This window comes from Streptomyces sp. NPDC097640, from assembly GCF_040302705.1.
Lineage (GTDB): Bacteria > Actinomycetota > Actinomycetes > Streptomycetales > Streptomycetaceae > Streptomyces.
Genome location: NZ_JBEOSB010000037.1, coordinates 52,265 through 67,620, shown reverse-complemented (window position 1 = coordinate 67,620; position 15,356 = coordinate 52,265). Strand labels below are relative to the sequence as shown.

General features: G+C 72.4%; 15 protein-coding genes and 1 tRNA gene. 5 read left to right on the top strand and 11 right to left on the bottom strand.

Going from position 1 to position 15,356, the window contains the following annotated elements; genetic code table 11:
- The first annotated feature begins 83 nt into the window (after positions 1-83).
- The 3 genes from ABTY62_RS40895 (at position 84) to ABTY62_RS40885 (ending at position 1,337) form a co-directional block, all read left to right on the top strand.
- Positions 84-449, top strand: coding sequence for a DUF8844 domain-containing protein (locus ABTY62_RS40895; protein WP_352134447.1), 366 nt, complete (start codon positions 84-86; stop codon positions 447-449).
- Positions 450-640: 191 nt separating this feature from the next.
- Positions 641-1,207 carry a bifunctional DNA primase/polymerase gene (locus ABTY62_RS40890; RefSeq protein WP_352134446.1) on the top strand — a complete coding sequence of 189 codons (567 nt, stop codon included), beginning with the start codon at positions 641-643 and terminating at the stop codon, positions 1,205-1,207.
- Positions 1,208-1,263: 56 nt separating this feature from the next.
- Positions 1,264-1,337: transfer RNA gene (locus ABTY62_RS40885), tRNA-Lys, on the top strand.
- A 123-nt stretch (positions 1,338-1,460) separates the two neighbouring features.
- On the opposite strand, the gene ABTY62_RS40880 is transcribed toward ABTY62_RS40885, so the two are convergent.
- A complete protein-coding gene (locus ABTY62_RS40880; RefSeq protein WP_352134445.1) occupies positions 1,461-2,693 on the bottom strand; it encodes a serine hydrolase domain-containing protein in 1,233 nt (410 codons plus the stop codon).
- Between the two features lie 175 nt (positions 2,694-2,868).
- A complete protein-coding gene (locus tag ABTY62_RS40875; RefSeq protein WP_352134444.1) occupies positions 2,869-3,357 on the bottom strand; it encodes an ATP-binding protein in 489 nt (162 codons plus the stop codon).
- A 156-nt stretch (positions 3,358-3,513) separates the two neighbouring features.
- Here ABTY62_RS40875 and ABTY62_RS40870 point away from each other — a divergent pair, with 156 nt between their 5' ends.
- Positions 3,514-4,356: a helix-turn-helix domain-containing protein gene (locus ABTY62_RS40870; RefSeq protein ID WP_352134443.1), complete on the top strand. Its 843-nt coding sequence runs from the start codon at positions 3,514-3,516 to the stop codon at positions 4,354-4,356.
- Positions 4,353-4,544 carry a DUF397 domain-containing protein gene (locus ABTY62_RS40865; protein WP_089512974.1) on the top strand — a complete coding sequence of 64 codons (192 nt, stop codon included), beginning with the start codon at positions 4,353-4,355 and terminating at the stop codon, positions 4,542-4,544. Before ABTY62_RS40870 ends, ABTY62_RS40865 begins: the two co-directional genes overlap by 4 nt.
- Here the strand turns inward: ABTY62_RS40865 and ABTY62_RS40860 are convergent.
- The 9 genes from ABTY62_RS40860 to ABTY62_RS40820 form a co-directional block, all read right to left on the bottom strand.
- Entirely contained in the window at positions 4,506-5,531 is a 1,026-nt protein-coding gene (locus tag ABTY62_RS40860; protein WP_352134442.1) for a Gfo/Idh/MocA family protein, read from the bottom strand. The genes ABTY62_RS40865 and ABTY62_RS40860 overlap by 39 nt on opposite strands.
- The gene (locus ABTY62_RS40855) at positions 5,528-6,952 is read right to left on the bottom strand and encodes an NDP-hexose 2,3-dehydratase family protein (RefSeq protein WP_352134441.1); all 1,425 of its coding nucleotides are present in this window, start codon (positions 6,950-6,952) and stop codon (positions 5,528-5,530) included. The genes ABTY62_RS40860 and ABTY62_RS40855 overlap by 4 nt, the downstream gene beginning before the upstream one ends.
- 74 nt (positions 6,953-7,026) lie before the next feature.
- Positions 7,027-8,148: a nucleotide disphospho-sugar-binding domain-containing protein gene (locus ABTY62_RS40850; RefSeq protein WP_352134440.1), complete on the bottom strand. Its 1,122-nt coding sequence runs from the start codon at positions 8,146-8,148 to the stop codon at positions 7,027-7,029.
- A gap of 33 nt (positions 8,149-8,181) precedes the next feature.
- A complete protein-coding gene (locus ABTY62_RS40845) occupies positions 8,182-8,949 on the bottom strand; it encodes an SDR family NAD(P)-dependent oxidoreductase (protein ID WP_352134481.1) in 768 nt (255 codons plus the stop codon).
- Positions 8,949-10,331 (bottom strand): lipopolysaccharide biosynthesis protein RfbH, encoded by a 1,383-nt coding sequence (gene rfbH, locus ABTY62_RS40840; protein ID WP_352134439.1) that lies wholly within the window; start codon positions 10,329-10,331, stop codon positions 8,949-8,951. The genes ABTY62_RS40845 and rfbH overlap by 1 nt, the downstream gene beginning before the upstream one ends.
- A 161-nt stretch (positions 10,332-10,492) precedes the next feature.
- A complete protein-coding gene (locus ABTY62_RS40835) occupies positions 10,493-11,269 on the bottom strand; it encodes an NAD-dependent epimerase/dehydratase family protein (protein ID WP_352134438.1) in 777 nt (258 codons plus the stop codon).
- 93 nt (positions 11,270-11,362) lie between these two features.
- On the bottom strand, positions 11,363-13,099 hold the full coding sequence (locus tag ABTY62_RS40830) for an FAD-dependent oxidoreductase (RefSeq protein WP_352134437.1): 1,737 nt from the start codon (positions 13,097-13,099) through the stop codon (positions 11,363-11,365).
- On the bottom strand, positions 13,096-14,064 hold the full coding sequence (gene rfbB / locus ABTY62_RS40825; RefSeq protein ID WP_352134436.1) for a dTDP-glucose 4,6-dehydratase: 969 nt from the start codon (positions 14,062-14,064) through the stop codon (positions 13,096-13,098). The genes ABTY62_RS40830 and rfbB overlap by 4 nt, the downstream gene beginning before the upstream one ends.
- Complete coding sequence (locus tag ABTY62_RS40820; RefSeq protein WP_352134435.1) at positions 14,061-15,203, bottom strand: glucose-1-phosphate thymidylyltransferase; 1,143 nt, start codon at positions 15,201-15,203, stop codon at positions 14,061-14,063. Before ABTY62_RS40820 ends, rfbB begins: the two co-directional genes overlap by 4 nt.
- Positions 15,204-15,356 lie beyond the last annotated feature (153 nt).

Sequence of the window (15,356 nt, the reverse complement as noted above, 5' to 3'; positions counted from 1 at the left end):
AACGCGAGACAATGGGGGGAGAGAACGAGACAGCACGGCCGATAAGGCCCCAACGGGTCCGAGGACTCACGAGGAGAGATCACATGCCCGAGCCGCATTCGGCTCAAGGCCCGCACGGCACCGCGCCCCGGCGGCTGAAACCCGCACCCCTGCTGTTCGAACCCATCGCGGCCGCCACGGACGAGGCGCACTTCTTCGATCTGGAGTCGATAGAGGACCCTCGTGAGCTGCTGTCCCGCTCCACCGAGCTGGTGCTCGCCTTCCGCGCGGCGGCCGACCGCGCGATGGAGTTCCAGGCGATGGCGGCGGCCCAGCTCGCCGATCCCCGGCGGTTCGACCGGCTCACCCCGGCCGTGATCGCCGAGCGCGCGGAGTGGACCGAGGACTACGCCAAGAAGATGGTCGAATTCGGCCGCGAGCTGATGCGGGGCGGCGACGCGACGGACTGATCGCGACAGTGTTCGCGACGGACCGACCGCGACGATCTTTCGCCGTACGCAGGGCCGCCATCGCGTGGCCGCCATGGGGCCATAAAGGGGCCGCTGGCATATGCGGGCGGAAGATACCGCACCCCTCATCGTCACGTACCGGTTTTACCTCATTCCCCTAAGTAATCACCTCCACCGGTAAGTGTAGAAACATGACCACATGGCCTCGGGACTCACATCACGCCGCCGCCTATGTCACCCCCGCCGGAGCGGACTGGCTCGCCTCCGCCAGCGCCTGCCCCCGCAGCGTGCACGCGCTGTGGGCGCAGCGCCCCACCATGCCCGTCACGCTGCCGTGCGGCACCGTCTTCGACGTGGTCAGCATGGACGCCCTCTTCGGCCGCCGGGTGGTGAGCCGGTTATGGACCGACGGGCCGGGCACCGGCCCGGTCGCGACCGGGCGTGGCCGCGTCCAGCTGTTCGCCGCCCCGGGCGCGGCCCGGCGCCTCTCCGCGCTGCTCGGCTGGGAGGAGTGGGCGGCGTCCGCCCCGCCGCTGCTCTGCTACGGCTGGGGTGACGCGGTGACCGTCCCGCCGCCCTACCCCGAGGAGACGCCCGCCGCCGCCACCGGCCGGTGGCTGGTCGCCCCCGACGTCCGGCGGCCCTGGCTACCCGGCCCCGAGGCGCTGCTGTGGGCGTGCGTTCGGGCGGCCCGCGCGGCCTCCCAGTTGCTCGGCCGCACCACTGTGACCAGCACACCCGCCGTTTTTCCGGGGTGAGGGATATCGATTTTCTCTCCGCCGGATCCGGGTGCTAAGGTCTCCTACGTCAGCAGGCGCCGCTAGCTCAGTTGGTTAGAGCAGCTGACTCTTAATCAGCGGGTCCGGGGTTCGAGTCCCTGGCGGCGCACCTTGGCTCCTAGAGTCACTGACCTGGGGTTTCTCGGTTATCCGAGAAACCCCAGTCGCGTTTTCGGGGACTGTACGTTCATCGCCTCGATAGGAACCGTACGCGCTCGCACCCCCCGGTAGCTCAGCCACCCGATCCCCCGCCGACCGGGGCCCCGGTGATGGCCTGCATCTCCTGCCCGATCATCTCCTGGAGCGGCACGCCGTCGCGGTTGCTGAGGATGACGCCGACCCAGCCGGAGTACGGGTAGATGTCCCAGTTGGCGCTGACACCGGGGTTGCCGCCGGCGCGCTGGTAGTTCCACTGGCCGTTGACGATGGAGACCGGAATCCCGTACGCCCCGAACGACGCCGGTCCATGGGGGACCTTGGCGGCAGTGAGCACGTCGGCCCAGGGCCGGTCCAGCACCGTTCCGTCGCCCAAGGCGCGCGCGAACCGGACCAGATCCGGCGCGGTGGCGAAGCCACCGTCCCCGGGGGCATCGATGAAGGCGCGGCCCGGATTTTTGCCGAGTACGTTCGGGTCCGGGCTGCTCTTGTCCAGGTTGCGGACGGCGTCCACCACGCTGCCGTCGGCCAGTTCCATGTAGGGGTGCGCGATGTGCCCGTCGGTGAGCCACTGCGGCCTGGTGTAGAACCCCGAGCCGGTCATGTTGCAGCGCCCGAAGATGTTCTCCTGCACGTAGTCCCAGTACGTCTTGCCGGTCACGGCCTCCACGATCAGCGCGGAAATGGTGACCTCCGCCTCCTCATGGGCGGCGTCAGGAGAACCCGGGGCGCCCACCAGTTTCGCCTGCCGGGCCCGCTGCTCGTAGTACTCGTGCACCTCATCCCGGCTTTGGAAGACACGTTTCACGTCGTCATCCGGGCTGTCGAGCCCGGAGGTGCCGGACAACACGTGGTGGATGGTCACCTGCTCGGCGATCTCCTTGGCGAAGCCCTTCAGATGGGTGCCCACCGTGTCCGACAGCTTCACCTTGCCCTGCTGCGCCAACTGCAAGATGGCCACCGCGCCGAACGGCTTGCCCGCCGAACTGAGGCTGAACGCGACGCCCTCGTGGTTGGCGATCCCCTTCTCCTTGTCGGCCATGCCGTAGCTGCGGGACAGCACCGTCTGGCCCCGGTGCGACAACAGCACCACGCCGGAGAACTTGCCCTCGGCGGCCAACTTCGCCACATACCGGTCGTAGGCTCCGCCAGGCCGGGTGTCTGGCGGGATCGGGTCGGTTGAGGCCTGGTCGGCGTGGCTGGGCTGGGCGTCCACCAGCGACGCGCCTGCCACCACCCCGGCGGCCGCCACCCCGCCCCACCCGAGCAGCTGCCGCCGGTTGACGCCGCGTACGGAATCCGAGCCCATGATCACAGTCCTTTCCCGATGGACGAACGGACCGTTGATGCACTGTGGTCCATGACTCCACTGAAGACGGGAGACTGTTGCGGTGGCGTATGCGATATTCGATACGTCCGCGATACACGTTCCGGGAAGATCGCTGGTCGCCGTACCGAGGTCAGCCCGGCGCGAGCAACCCCGCTCAGCCTGACCGTTCCACGAGCGCCCCGGTGCCGTGCGTCGTCGGCTCATCCCGCTGGCGTGGTGCGGTTACCTCGGCCCACACCGTCTTCCCGGGCCCCTGGCGTTCCCGCACACCCCAGCGGTCGGCGAACGCATCGACCAGGAGCAGGCCCCTGCCGTGCTCGTCGTCCCGCTCGGGCACGAGCCGCGCGGGCTGCCTGTCGTGCGTGTCCGACACCTCGATCCGCACGACGCCGGTCTCGTCGTCGTACCGGAGCAGCAGCGCGAAGTCCCGCCCCGGGACGAGGCCGTGCACCACGGCGTTGGCGGCCAGCTCTGCGACGACCAGGGCAGCAGCCTCGAAGCCGCTACTGCCCCGGGGGATCCCCCAGGCAACGAGCTGATGCGCGGCCAGGAGCCGGGCCAGCCGGGCGCCACGGCGGGTGGCGGAGAAACGCTGTGCGAACGTACGTACGGTGACAGGCACTTGGGCCTGTGGAGCTGTCATGGCGGAAGCGTTGTGGCAATGGGGCGTCGCTACACAGGCATGACACCCACCCAGAGCGGTCTGTATTAGTTCACTCCGTGGACTGGGTCAGTGACTTTCTGTGAGTATGAGGAGTTGATCGGAACGGCGCGGGGGTACACAGGAGGCGACGCGGCGATGGCGGCGGACAACGGCGGCAACACCAGCGAACCTGAGATGTCGGACAGTCTCAAGACCTTTGGCGCGGTTTTGAAGGCGTTGCGGGAGGAGGCGAGGCTGACGCAGGAAGAGTTCGCACCACAGGTGCAGTACTCGGCGCCCTACATCGCCAAGATCGAGCAGGGGAGGCGGTTCCCGCCGAGGGACCTCATCGATCGCTCGGAGGAGGTGCTGGGCGCGACGGCCGCCCGCGTCCTGGCGGCTGCGGCACGCAGCCTGACGCGCAAGGCGGGGCTGGCGTCGTGGTTCCAGCAGTGGGCGGGCATCGAGGAGGAGGCGGTGTCGCTGTATGCGTACGAATCGAGCGTCGTACCGGGGCTGTTGCAGCCCGAGCCGTACATCCGAGAGATCTTCGAACGTCGCCTTCCTCCACTCACAGAGGAGCAGTTCGAGAACCAGGTGGCTGCTCGCCTGGCGAGGCAGCAACTCCTTACGGAGCGCCCGAACACAACGTTCTCCTTCATCATCGAACAGGCCCTACTGGAGCGCCGGTTCGGCGGCGTTGACGTCACCGAGGCACTGTACGACCACCTGCTGGAGCAGGGGTGCCACCGCAACGTGGAGATCCAGGTCATGCCTCTGCGGCAGGAGGACCATTCCGGTTTCGAGGGGCCGATGTACCTTGCCGAAACCGCGGACAACCGTTGGGTCGGCTACGTAGAAGCACACGACGCCAGCATGCTGATCACCGACCCGAAATCCGTCAGTGCCATGCTTCAGCGCTATGGCAAGATGCGCTCACAGGCTCTGGGTCGTCAGGCCACCACGAGCCTGATCGAGCAGATGCGAGGAGCGCTATGAGCACCACTGAACTGGACTGGTTCAAGAGCAGCTACAGCGGCGGTGGGGGCGGCAACTGCGTCGAGGTCGCCATCCGCCCCGACGTGGTCCACGTCCGGGACTCCAAGGACACACAGATAGGCTCGCTCGTGGTGTCTCGCGAAGCCTGGTCAGCGTTCACCGTCCTCGCGGCGGACGCCCAGGTCTGAGGCCGCCAACCCCGCCGCCTCCCGGATCTCCTCCAGCAGTTCCGCCTGGCGCAGCACGTCGGCCCGGCCGTCCCGTGCCTCCTCGCCGCCCTGGGCGTCCCGGACGGCGCGTACGAAGGCGGCGAGGGTGTTCGCCACCTGGTCGTCGCAGGCCAGCGGCAGCTCCTGCGCGCCGTCGGCGCGCCGCAGCCGGACCTGGGGCCGGAAGTCGGCGGGCGGGGTGAAGGCGCGCTCCACGGTCAACCGGCCCTCCGTGCCCCACAGTTCGTAGGTGGCCACATACGGGTGGTCGAGGCCGAAGGTCAGCTGGGCGGTGACGCCCTCGGGCGTGTGCAGCACGGCGGCCCCGGAGGTGTCGACCCGCCGGCCGTCGCCCTCGGTGAGCACCGCGCCCGCGACCCGCAGCTCCGGGCCCAGGAAGTGCAGCGCCGCGCGCACCGGATACACGCCGACGTCCCACAGTGCGCCGCCGCCGAGGTCGGCGTCGTAGCGGATGTCGGCGTCCTGGAGCCGGGGGATGGCGAACGCGGCGTGCATCGCGCGCAGTTCGCCGATCGCGCCCTCGGCGAGCGCCGTGCGCACGACCTCGTGCTGGCCGTGGTGGACGAACATCACGTTCTCCATCAGCACCAGGCCGAGCCCGTGGGCCAGGGTCAGCAGCTCGGCGGTGCGCGCCCGGTCGGTGGTGAGCGGCTTCTCCGCCAGCACGTGCTTGCCCGCGCGCAGCGCGGCCGCCACCCAGCGCTCGTGCAGGGCGGCGGGCAGCGGTACGTACACCGCGTCCACCTCGTCCAGCGCCAGCAGCTCCGGGTAGCCGGTCACCGGGCGGCAGCCGTATGTCCGCGCCGTCTCCGCGGCCTTGGCCGCGTCCCGGCTGGCGACCGCCACGACCTCGATGCCGGGCGCGGCCGTCATGGCCGGCAGCATCCGGCGGCGGGCGATGCCGGCGCAGCCCAGCACCCCCACCCGCAGCACGGCGTCGCTCATCGGCCTCCCTCTCCCATCGCTCCCAGACAGGCCAGCAGCGTACGCGCCTGGACGTTGACGTAGTGGCCGTGCCGGACCAGGCCGCGCAGCTGGGCCGGGGTGACCCAGCGGTATCCGGGGGGCGGGTCCAGCGGGGCGTCCTCGGCCTCCACGACCAGAGTGTGGCTCTCCGCGTTCAGGAACCGCCCGCCCTCCTCCGAGTGCACCGCGTCGTACCGCACCCGGCCACCGCGGGGGTCGAGCACCAGGTCGAGGAAGGGCGGCCGGTCCGCGGCGGGCAGCTGGTCCCAGTTCCCCGGGGTGCACTGGACGGTGGGGCCGAGCTCGACCGTGTCGAGGAAGCCGCCCTCGACGCGCGCGTGGGCGAGTACGTGCAGCACGCCGCCGATCCGCCGCGCCACGAACGCCGTGACCCCGGCGCCCACCGGCTCGAACAGCGGCTGGGTCCACTTGCTCACCTCGCGGCTGGCGGCCCGCACCGACACCGCCACGACCTTGAAGTACCGGCCCTCTTCATGGTCGACGGACATCTCCCCGCGCACCCAGCCGGGCACCGAGGCGAGCGGGACCCGCTCGGCGCGCAGCTCGCGCCGGGAGCGCTCGCCGGTGAACCAGGACCGAAGTTCGGCGTCGCTGTGCAGCGCCCGGTCCCCGGCGCTCGGGCCGTGCTCGGTCCCGGTGTCGCGCCCGTACTCCGGCATGCAGGACAGCACGGTGCGCGCGTCCATGTTGACGACCAGGTCCCGGTGCAGCAGCTGGTTGATCTGGCCCAGGGTCAGCCAGCAGAAGTCGTCGTCCGGCGGGACGTCGTCCAGCGCCTCGACGATCATGTTGCGGTTGCTCTTGCGGTAGAACCACGAGCCGTGCTCGGACTGGAGGGCGTCGGCGATGACCCGGCCGCGCCCGGGCTGGACGAAGTAGTCCAGGTACTTCACGTCCAGGCCCTTGTGCACTTTGGTGTAGTTGCTGCGGGTGGCCTGCACGGTGGGCGACAGCTGGAGCAGATTGGGGTTGCCGGGCTCCATCTTGGCCTGCATGAGGAAGTGCAGGACCCCGTCGAACTCCTTGGCCAGGATGCCCAGAATGCCCACCTCGGGCTGGACGATGATCGGCTGGTGCCAGTCGCGGTACGGGCCCTCGTCGGTGCCCGCGGACAGCCCCTCCACGGTGAAGAAGCGCCCGCTGCGGTGCACCAGATCGCCGGTCCCGGGGTGGAACGACCAGCCGTCCAGCTCGGCGAACGGAATGCGGTCCACGCCGAAGTCGTGCGCCCTGCCGCGGGCGGCGAGCCAGTCGGCGAAGTCCTCGGTACGCAAGCGAACCCCCTGGCCCGCGGCGGCCGACCGGGCCAGGCGGGCGGACAGCCCGTGGTCCTCCCGGGGCCGCAGGACGGGGCGGGTCGGCAGGCTGGTGGTCGGCACGGGGCGGCTCCTCGAGGTGCGTCAGGTGTGGGACGTGAACAGGGGTTGCCGATGCGGGCTCGGGTCGCGACTGCCTATGGTGCACGGGGCGCTTGTGCCGGGCTTGTCAGCCAGGTCACCGCCTCTTCCGGCCCCGCCATCGACCTGACCTCGGCCCGCAGTTCGCGCGCGGCGGAGGCGTACGAGGGCTGCTCCAGCAGGCCCGACAGCGCGGCGGAGACGCGGACGGCGGGCGCGTCGGGCGGCAGCAGGAGCCCGGCGCCCACCAGCGCCAGCCGTGCCCCGTTGAGCTGCTGCTCCGGGCGCGGCGCGACGACCAGCTGCGGGACCCCCGACGCGGCGGCGGCCACGACGGCCGCGCCGCCGCCCTGGTGGAGCACGGCCCGGCAGCCCGCCGGCAGCCGGTGCGGCGGCCCGGGGGCGCGCCGCGCCCCCGCCTGCCGCAGGGCGTCGCGCACGGCCTCGGGCGGGCCGTCGGCGTCGTCCCAGGCGGCACAGACCCGGGGCGGTGCGGCGGCAACGCCCCACCCAGGCCCACCGCCCCGCTGGGGCGTGCCCGCGTGTTCGTACGGGATGAAGCGCACCGCCATCCGCCGCGCCGCCGAGGGCAGCGCCAGGCTGGGCGGGCAGGGGTCCAGCCACAGGTCGGGCTCGCGCGCCGGTTCCACGCCGTAACGCCGCATCAGGCGGGCGTAGCCGGGCAGCGGCGGGCCGTGCAGATCCTGCCGGTCGAGCCGGAGCAGGGCCGCGCTCCCCCACATCTGGCCGACCGCGGGCACCCCCAGCGCGGCCGCGGCCACCGTGCCCGCGTAGGTGCTCGCGTCGTGCACCACCAGGCCGGGCTGCCAGCAGCGGGCGAAGGCCACCAGGCCCTGTGCCATCGCCTCGGCGATCCGCACCTGTTTGTCGCCGAGCGCGCGGAGCATGCCACGCTGCTCCGGGCCGAGCGACTCGGGCCGCGACGGCCAGTCGGCGGGCCAGTGTCCGTGGGGGCGGGGCGCCGCCGCGGCGGCCCCGGACGCCCTGGGCAGGGTGCCGACCGGGACGGACATCAGACCGGCGTGGGCGACGGCCGAGGCGCAGCCGGACGGCACCGCGACCCGCACCTGGTGTCCGGCCGCCACGAACGCCCGCGCGAGCGGCACCATCGGGGCGAGGTGCCCGCCCGAGGACCAGGTGGTGAACAGAACACGCACGGCTTCCTCCGGAAGTTCGAGAGAGCGAGAGGCTCACCGCCCGCCGGACACCGTCAGGACCTCGCCGGTGATGTTGCCGTTGGCCGCCGAGCACAGGAACAGCAGGGCGCGGGCGGTGTCCTCGGGGGTGCTCAGCCGCCCGGTGGGCGTGGCGGCGAGCTCCCGCTCGCGGACCGCGCCCGGCAGCCCGGCCAGCACCCGGTCGGTCGTGGTCAGGCCCGGGCACACCACGTTGACCAGCACCCCGTCGCCGCCCAGATCCCACATCAGGCTCCGGGCCAGGCCGTGCAGCCCGGCCTTCGCCGCGCCGTAGAACTCCTGGCCGCGCGCGCCGTCCAGCGCGTTGTGCGAGGACACCAGGGCGATCCGGCCCCAGCCGCGCTCGCGCATCCCGGCCACGGCGCACTGGACCGTGCGGATCGCGGGGGCCAGGTTGTCCGAGACGACGGGCAGCCACTCGTCTTCCCGTACGTCCTCGAACCGTTCGCGCGGCCCCCGGCGGCGCCCCCACTGCCAGGCGCCCGCCACCAGCACGTCCAGTGCGCCCCAGCGCCGCTCCACGGCCGCCACCACCCACCGCGGCGAGGCGGGGTCGTCCAGCGCGTACGGCACGGCGAACGCCCGCTTCTCCCCGGCCTCCCCGGCGAGCTCCGCGGCGAACGCCTCGGCCGCCTCGCGCTGGTGGCGGTAGGCCACCGCCACCCGCGCGCCCTGCTCGGCGAAGGCCCGGGCGGTGGCCCGCCCGATGCCGCCGGTGGCGCCGGTGACCAGGACCGTGCGTCCCTCCAGGCCGAGGTCCATCACGCCTCGGCTCCCCGGCCGGTCGCGGCCCGTGCCCGCGCCCGGCCGGTCCCCCGCGCGCCGCGGGCCCCGCGGGCCGCCACGAACTCGCGGATGGACGAGACGACGTAGTCCAGCATCTCCTCGGTCAGCCCGGGATAGACCCCGACCCAGAAGGTCCGCTCGGTGATCACATCGCTGTTGGTGAGGTCCCCGGACACCCGGTGGGTCAGCCCCCGGTACGCCGGGTGGCGGGTGAGGTTGCCCGCGAACAGCAGACGGGTGCCGATCCGCCGCCCCTCCAGGAAGTCCACCAGCTCGGCGCGGCCGAACGGGGCCCCGGGCTCGACGGTGATGACGAACCCGAACCAGCTGGGGTCGCTGCGCGGGGTGGCCTCGGGCAGCAGCAGATGCGGCACCCCGTCCAGGCCCTCGCGCAGCCGCCGCCAGTTGCGGCGGCGCGCCGCGCCGAAGGCGTCGAGCTTGGCCAGCTGGGTCAGCCCGAGCGCCGCCTGGAGATCGGTGGTCTTCAGGTTGTAACCGACGTGGGAGAAGATGTACTTGTGGTCGTAGCCCGCGGGCAGCGTCCCCATCTGGTAGTCGAAGCGCTTGAGGCACTTGTTGGACTCGCCCGGCTCGCACCAGCAGTCCCGCCCCCAGTCCCGCAGTGACTCCACGATCCGCGCCAGCGCCAGGTTCGAGGTCAGCACACAGCCGCCCTCGCCCATCGTGATGTGGTGCGCGGGGTAGAAGCTGACGGTGGTCAGATCGCCGAAGGTGCCGGTGAGCCGGCCGTCGTAGCGGGAGCCCACCGCGTCGCAGTTGTCCTCGATCAGGAACAGCTCGTGCCGCTCGGCGAGTTCCGCCAGCTCGGTCGCGGGAAACGGATTGCCCAGCGCGTGGGCGACGACGATGGCCCGGGTGCGCGGGCCGATGGCGGCGGCGACCCGCTCGGCGGTGGTGTTGTACGTACCGAGGTCGACATCGACGAAGACCGGCACCAGCCCGTTCTGGAGGATCGGATTGACGGTGGTGGGGAACCCCGCCGCGACGGTGATCACCTCGTCCCCCGGGCGCAGCCGCCGGTCCTCCAGCTGCGGTGACGTCAGCGCCGCGACGGCCAGCAGATTCGCCGAGGAGCCGGAGTTCGTCAGATGCGCCTTGCGCAGCCCCAGCTTGCGGGCGAACTCCGACTCGAACTTCCGGGAGCTGCGCCCGGCGGCGATCCGCATCTCCAGGGCGGCCTCCACCAGGGACACCCGGTCGTCCTCGTCCAGCACCGCGCCCGACGGCCAGATCTCGGTCACTCCGGGGACGAACGCCCGGCGGGGCTCGCGCTCCTGCTCCCGCTCCTGGTGGTACTTGCGGACCTCATCGAGAACCAGCGCCCTGTGGTCGCTCATCGCCACGCCCTTCCTGTCCATAACCGCTCACCGCTGGCCACCGCCTGTGCCGCCGCCTGTGCCGTCGTCGTCCGTTCCGTACAGACCGGACCCTGCCGTCATCGGCTCGAAGCGCCCTCGACACCCGGTCGGGCGGCGGCCCCTCGACCGCACGCCCGCTATCAGCGGCAGCCGGGCGCTTCGGGTACGGCCGGGCCGGTGGCGCAGGTCTTGGCGAAGGCGTCGAGGACCCGTCGGTAGTAGCCGGGGCCGAAGCCCATCCGGGCCGTCTGCGGGACCAGGGCCCGCAGCTTCTCGGTGGAGATGACGTGCTGGGCGCCTGCCTCCCGGTACTCCCGGTGCGCCACCAGGCCCAGCCGTCCCTCCAGGTGGTCGACGATCCGCTCCACCGGAACCGCCTCCCCCGAGGCCACGTTGACCGTCTCGCCCCGCAGATCCTGGGTCAGCAGCAGGTCGATGACGCGCACCACGTCCACCACGTCGATCAGATCCCGCGCCGCCCCCCGGTGGATCCGCACCCGGCCCTCCCGCATCTGCCGCACCAGCGCGGGCAGCAGCTGGTGCGGCGGCTGCCCGGGGCCGACCAGATGGCCGAGGCGCAGCACCAGCCACTCGGCCCCGGAGGCGTGCAACTGCCGCTCCAGGCCCAGCTTGTGCGCCCCGTACGGCGTGCAGGGCACGACCGGGGCGTCCTCCCGGCCGGGGCCGTCCACCGCGCCGTACATCCCGGTGGAGGCGGTGGAGAAGAACAGCAGCCGCTGTCCGGTGGCCCGGCACCCCCGCGCCACCTCCGCCAGCAGGGCCGCCTCCCGTGCGAAGTCCGCGTCCGAGGTGCCGCTCGCCCAGGACACACCGGCCGCGAGGACCACGGTGTCCGGGTGCTGATGGGCGATCGGCTCAAGACTCCGGGCGAGGAACCCGTTTCCCACAATCTCCATGCCACGTCCTGAGGTGAGAGTCGGTGTCGTAGGGGGCGGTGCCGGGGGCCGGCCGGTGGGAGACCGCGCGCAGGACGCGCATCAGGGCTCGCATCAGGACTCGCCTCCCAGCACCTCGGGCCGCGGTGCGGCGGGGCGGCCGACCACGTACAGCACCGGCCGCAGCCCCAGCGCGGCGAGCGCGTCGCGCGGGCGGTCGGCGGCGGTGCCGCGGGCCGCCGAGTAGCCGTCCGGCCGGATCAGCAGCCAGCCGCCGGGCTCGGCGCCCAGGTCGGCCCGCAGCCGGCCGCCCGGGTCGGCCAGCGGCCCCGGCGCGCCTTCCACGGCCGTCCCGGGCACGGACCCGGGCACGGCCGTACGGACGCTCAGATAGCCGCCGTACGCCTCGGCGAGCGCGCACAGCGACGGGTACTGGTCGGGGGTGGCGAAGGCGAGCAGCGTCCAGCCGGGCCGGGCCAGTTCGGCGGTCAGCTCCCGCCACCCGGGGCTGCGCGCCGCCCGCCGCGGCCCGACCTTGGCCACCCGGGTGCCGGCCGTCTCCCCCAGGACCGCGGACCCGGCCCGGTACGTCAGATCGAGCGCGGTCATCCCGCCCATGATCCGGCGCTGGATACGGGCCCTGAGCGGCGGCAGCGCGCGGACGACGCCGAACGCCGCGCGCAGCAGCGAGGCGGCGGTACGGCTGCGGAGCTGCACCAGCGCGGTGGCGAACCGCGTGGAGTGCAGCAGCCGCTCGCCGACCGGCACCCGCTCCACGCCGTAGGAGTCGAGCAGCCGGGTGTTCGCCTCGCCGCGGATGACGGCGGCGAGCTTCCAGGCGAGGTTGGCGGCGTCCTGGACCCCGGTGTTCATGCCCTGTCCGGAGGCGGGGCTGTGCACATGGGCCGCGTCGCCCGCGACGAACACCCGCCCCGCCCGCATGCGCGGCACCATGCGCTGCTGGATGGAGAACACCGACACCCAGGTGGGTGTCCCCACCCGCGCCGGGCGGCCGGTGCCCGCGCGGATCTTGGCGGCGAACCGCCGCGCCACCGCCGCGTCCTGCCCCTCGCCGCTGTCGTAGTCGACGTCCGTGGTGTCCAGCAGCCGCCACTTGCCGGGCTCCGGGAAGGGCACCATCATCACGGTCCCGGCGGGGGTGCGCATCCAGTGGATGCTGTCGCGCGGCAGATCGCACTCCACGACCGCGTCGGCGATCAGCCAGGTCTCGCTGGAGTCGCCGAGCAGCGGCAGCCCGAGTTTCTTGCGCACCGTGCTGTGCCCGCCGTCGCAGCCGACCAGCCACCCGGCCCGGATCTCCGCCACGCCGCCGTCCGCGCGGCTCAGCCGGGCGCGCACCGCGGTGCCCAGGTCCTCGAACCCGGTCAGCCGCATGCCCCACTCCACGTCGACCCCGTGCCGGGACGCGGCCGTGCGCAGCACCTCCTCGGTGATCACCTGGTCGACCATGAGGGTGAAGGGGAAACGGGTGGGCAGCCGGCTGTAGTCGGTGTCGAGGCGGATGAGGCGGCGGCCGTTCTGGTGCAGGGTGAAGTGTTCCACCCGCTGTCCGCGAGGCAGCAGCTCGGCGGCCACGCCCATCTGGTCGTAGGTCTCCAGGGTGCGCGCGTGGGTGGCCAGGGCGCGGCTGGTGGTGGCCGGGCCCGGGGCGCCGTCCACCAGGCGCACCCGCACCCCGTGGCGGGCCAGTTCATGCGCCATGGTGAGCCCCACGGGCCCGGCGCCGACCACCAGCACCTGCGTGTCCGTGTGGTCCTTGTGGCCCCCGTGGTCCTTGTGGGCCCGCGGCCCCGGGTCGTCCCCCGGCTGGTGCCGCTGCGTGAGACTCATCCGCGCGTCTCCCCCTTCCACCAGCCCGGGTTGTCGCGGTACCAGGCGACGGTGGCGGCCAGGCCGGTGTCGAAGGGCACCCGCGGCGCGTAGCCCAGCTCCTCCCGGATCTTCGTCTCGTCGAGGGAATAGCGCAGGTCGTGGCCCTTGCGGTCCGCGACGTGGCGCACCATGCGCTCGTCGGCGCCGCACAGCTCCAGCAGCCGCCGGGTCAGGGCGGCGTTGGTGTACTCGTTGCCCCCGCCCACGTTGTAGATCTCGCCCGCCCGGCCTCGGTTGAGCACCAGGTGGATCGCGCGGCAGTGGTCCTCCACGTGCAGCCACTCGCGCATGTTCGAGCCGTCGCCGTAGAGCGGGACCTCCTTGCCGTCCAGGAGGTTGGTGACGAACAGCGGTATGAGCTTCTCGGGGTGCTGGTAGGGGCCGTAGTTGTTGGAACACCTGGTGATGGACACATCGAGGCCGTGGGTGCGCCAGCAGGCGCGGGCGATCAGGTCGGAGGCCGCCTTGGACGCCGCGTACGGGGTGTTGGGCGCGAGCGGCCACTCCTCGGTCCACGAGCCGTGCTCGATCGAGCCGTAGACCTCGTCAGTGGACACGTGCACCACGCGGGGGACGCGGGCGCGCAGACAGGCGTCGAGCAGGATCTGGGTGCCGCAGGCGTTGGTGGTCACGAAGTCGGCGGCGGCCTCCAGGGAGCGGTCGACATGCGACTCGGCGGCGAAGTGCACCACCGCGTCGTGCCCCGGCAGGAGGTCGCTCAGCAGCGCGGGGTCGCAGATGTCGCCGCGTACGAAGGTCAGGCGCGGATCGGCGGCCGGGAGGCTGTCCCGGTGTCCGGCGTAGGTCAGCTTGTCCAGGACGGTGACCCGGGCGCCCGCGCAGCCGGGGTAGCCGTCGGCGAGCAGGGTGCGGACGTAGGTCGAGCCGATGAAGCCGGCGCCGCCGGTGACCAGGATCCTCACGCGGCCACCTCGATACGGGTGTGATCGCCGACGACGAGGCGGTGGCGGCTGGAGGCCATCCGCGGGCCGGTGGTGACGCCCGTGGCGGCTTCGGGGGCGGCTTCCGGTGCTGCTTCCGGGGCTGCTTCCGGGGGCGGGACGGTGGCGATGGCGGCGGAGCGGCCGATGACCGAGCCGTACAGCCCGCGCACCCGGGAGAGGGAGGCGCCGTCCAGCACGATCGAGTCGTCCAGCCGGGTGTCGCGCAGCACGCAGTGGCTGCCGACCGAGGTGTGCGGCCCCACGTGGCTGTCCTCCACCAGCGTGCCCGCGCCGATGATCGCCGGTCCCTCGATGCGGGAGCGCACCACCCGGGCGCCCGGCTCGACCACGACCGGACCGGTGATCTCGCTGACCTCGTCGACGTCCGCCGCCACCGAGCGGGTGAGGGTGCGCAGCACCTCGCGGTTGCAGTCCAGGACGTCCTCGACGCGCCCGGTGTCCTTCCAGTAGCCCGAGTACTCGCTGGCCCGTACCGTCTCGCCCCGGGCGACCAGCCACTGGATGGCGTCGGTGATCTCCAGTTCGCCGCGCGCGCTCGGCTCGATCGCGGCGACGGCCTCGTGGATGGCGGGGGTGAAGAAGTACACGCCGATCAGGGCCAGATCCGTGCGCGGCCGCGCGGGCTTCTCGACCAGCCGCAGCACCGAGCCGTCCGCCCCCACCTCGGCGACCCCGAACGCCTGCGGATCGGGGACCTTGTGCACCACCACCTGCGCGGCGGGCCGCTTGGCGCGGAACTCGGCCGCGACGGCCGCCACCCCTTCCGGGAGCATGTTGTCGCCGAGGTACATCACGAAGTCGTCGTCGCCCAGGAAGTCGCGGGCGATGGCGACGCAGTGCGCCAGCCCCAGCGGCTCGGCCTGCTGGATGTAGGTGATCCGCACGCCGAGGGCCGAACCGTCGCCCAGCGCCCCAGAGATCGCCCGGAGCTGGTTGCCGACGACGATGCCGATGTCCGTGACGCCGATGTCGCGGATCGCCGTCAGGACGTGTTCGAGGACCGGCTTGTTGGCGATGGGGATGAGCTGCTTGGGCATCGAGTAGCTGAACGGGCGCAGGCGAGTGCCCGACCCACCGGACAGCACGAGAGCCTTCATGTAAGTCCTCCTTAGCGGACAGCGCGAGCATGTGAGCGCCCGGTCGAGGACCCCTCGAAGACCGGTGAACCTCGCCACGGACCTGCCGTGCACCGGACTTCCGGTCCGACGTGGGCCACATCGGGAGCCCTGCCACGCGGCGGAGCCGCACAT

Excerpts from the sequence above, each read along its gene's own strand:
- ABTY62_RS40880 (WP_352134445.1), bottom strand. The coding sequence starts at position 2,693 with ATGGGCTCGGATTCCGTACGCGGCGTCAACCGGCGGCAGCTGCTCGGG.
- ABTY62_RS40860 (WP_352134442.1), bottom strand. The coding sequence starts at position 5,531 with ATGAGCGACGCCGTGCTGCGGGTGGGGGTGCTGGGCTGCGCCGGCATC.
- ABTY62_RS40835 (WP_352134438.1), bottom strand. The coding sequence starts at position 11,269 with ATGGAGATTGTGGGAAACGGGTTCCTCGCCCGGAGTCTTGAGCCGATC.
- ABTY62_RS40870 (WP_352134443.1), top strand. The coding sequence starts at position 3,514 with ATGGCGGCGGACAACGGCGGCAACACCAGCGAACCTGAGATGTCGGAC.
- rfbH (WP_352134439.1), bottom strand. The coding sequence starts at position 10,331 with ATGAGCGACCACAGGGCGCTGGTTCTCGATGAGGTCCGCAAGTACCAC.
- ABTY62_RS40895 (WP_352134447.1), top strand. The coding sequence starts at position 84 with ATGCCCGAGCCGCATTCGGCTCAAGGCCCGCACGGCACCGCGCCCCGG.
- ABTY62_RS40820 (WP_352134435.1), bottom strand. The coding sequence starts at position 15,203 with ATGAAGGCTCTCGTGCTGTCCGGTGGGTCGGGCACTCGCCTGCGCCCG.
- ABTY62_RS40830 (WP_352134437.1), bottom strand. The coding sequence starts at position 13,099 with ATGAGTCTCACGCAGCGGCACCAGCCGGGGGACGACCCGGGGCCGCGG.
- ABTY62_RS40845 (WP_352134481.1), bottom strand. The coding sequence starts at position 8,949 with ATGGACCTCGGCCTGGAGGGACGCACGGTCCTGGTCACCGGCGCCACC.
- ABTY62_RS40865 (WP_089512974.1), top strand. The coding sequence starts at position 4,353 with ATGAGCACCACTGAACTGGACTGGTTCAAGAGCAGCTACAGCGGCGGT.
- ABTY62_RS40890 (WP_352134446.1), top strand. The coding sequence starts at position 641 with ATGACCACATGGCCTCGGGACTCACATCACGCCGCCGCCTATGTCACC.
- ABTY62_RS40875 (WP_352134444.1), bottom strand. The coding sequence starts at position 3,357 with ATGACAGCTCCACAGGCCCAAGTGCCTGTCACCGTACGTACGTTCGCA.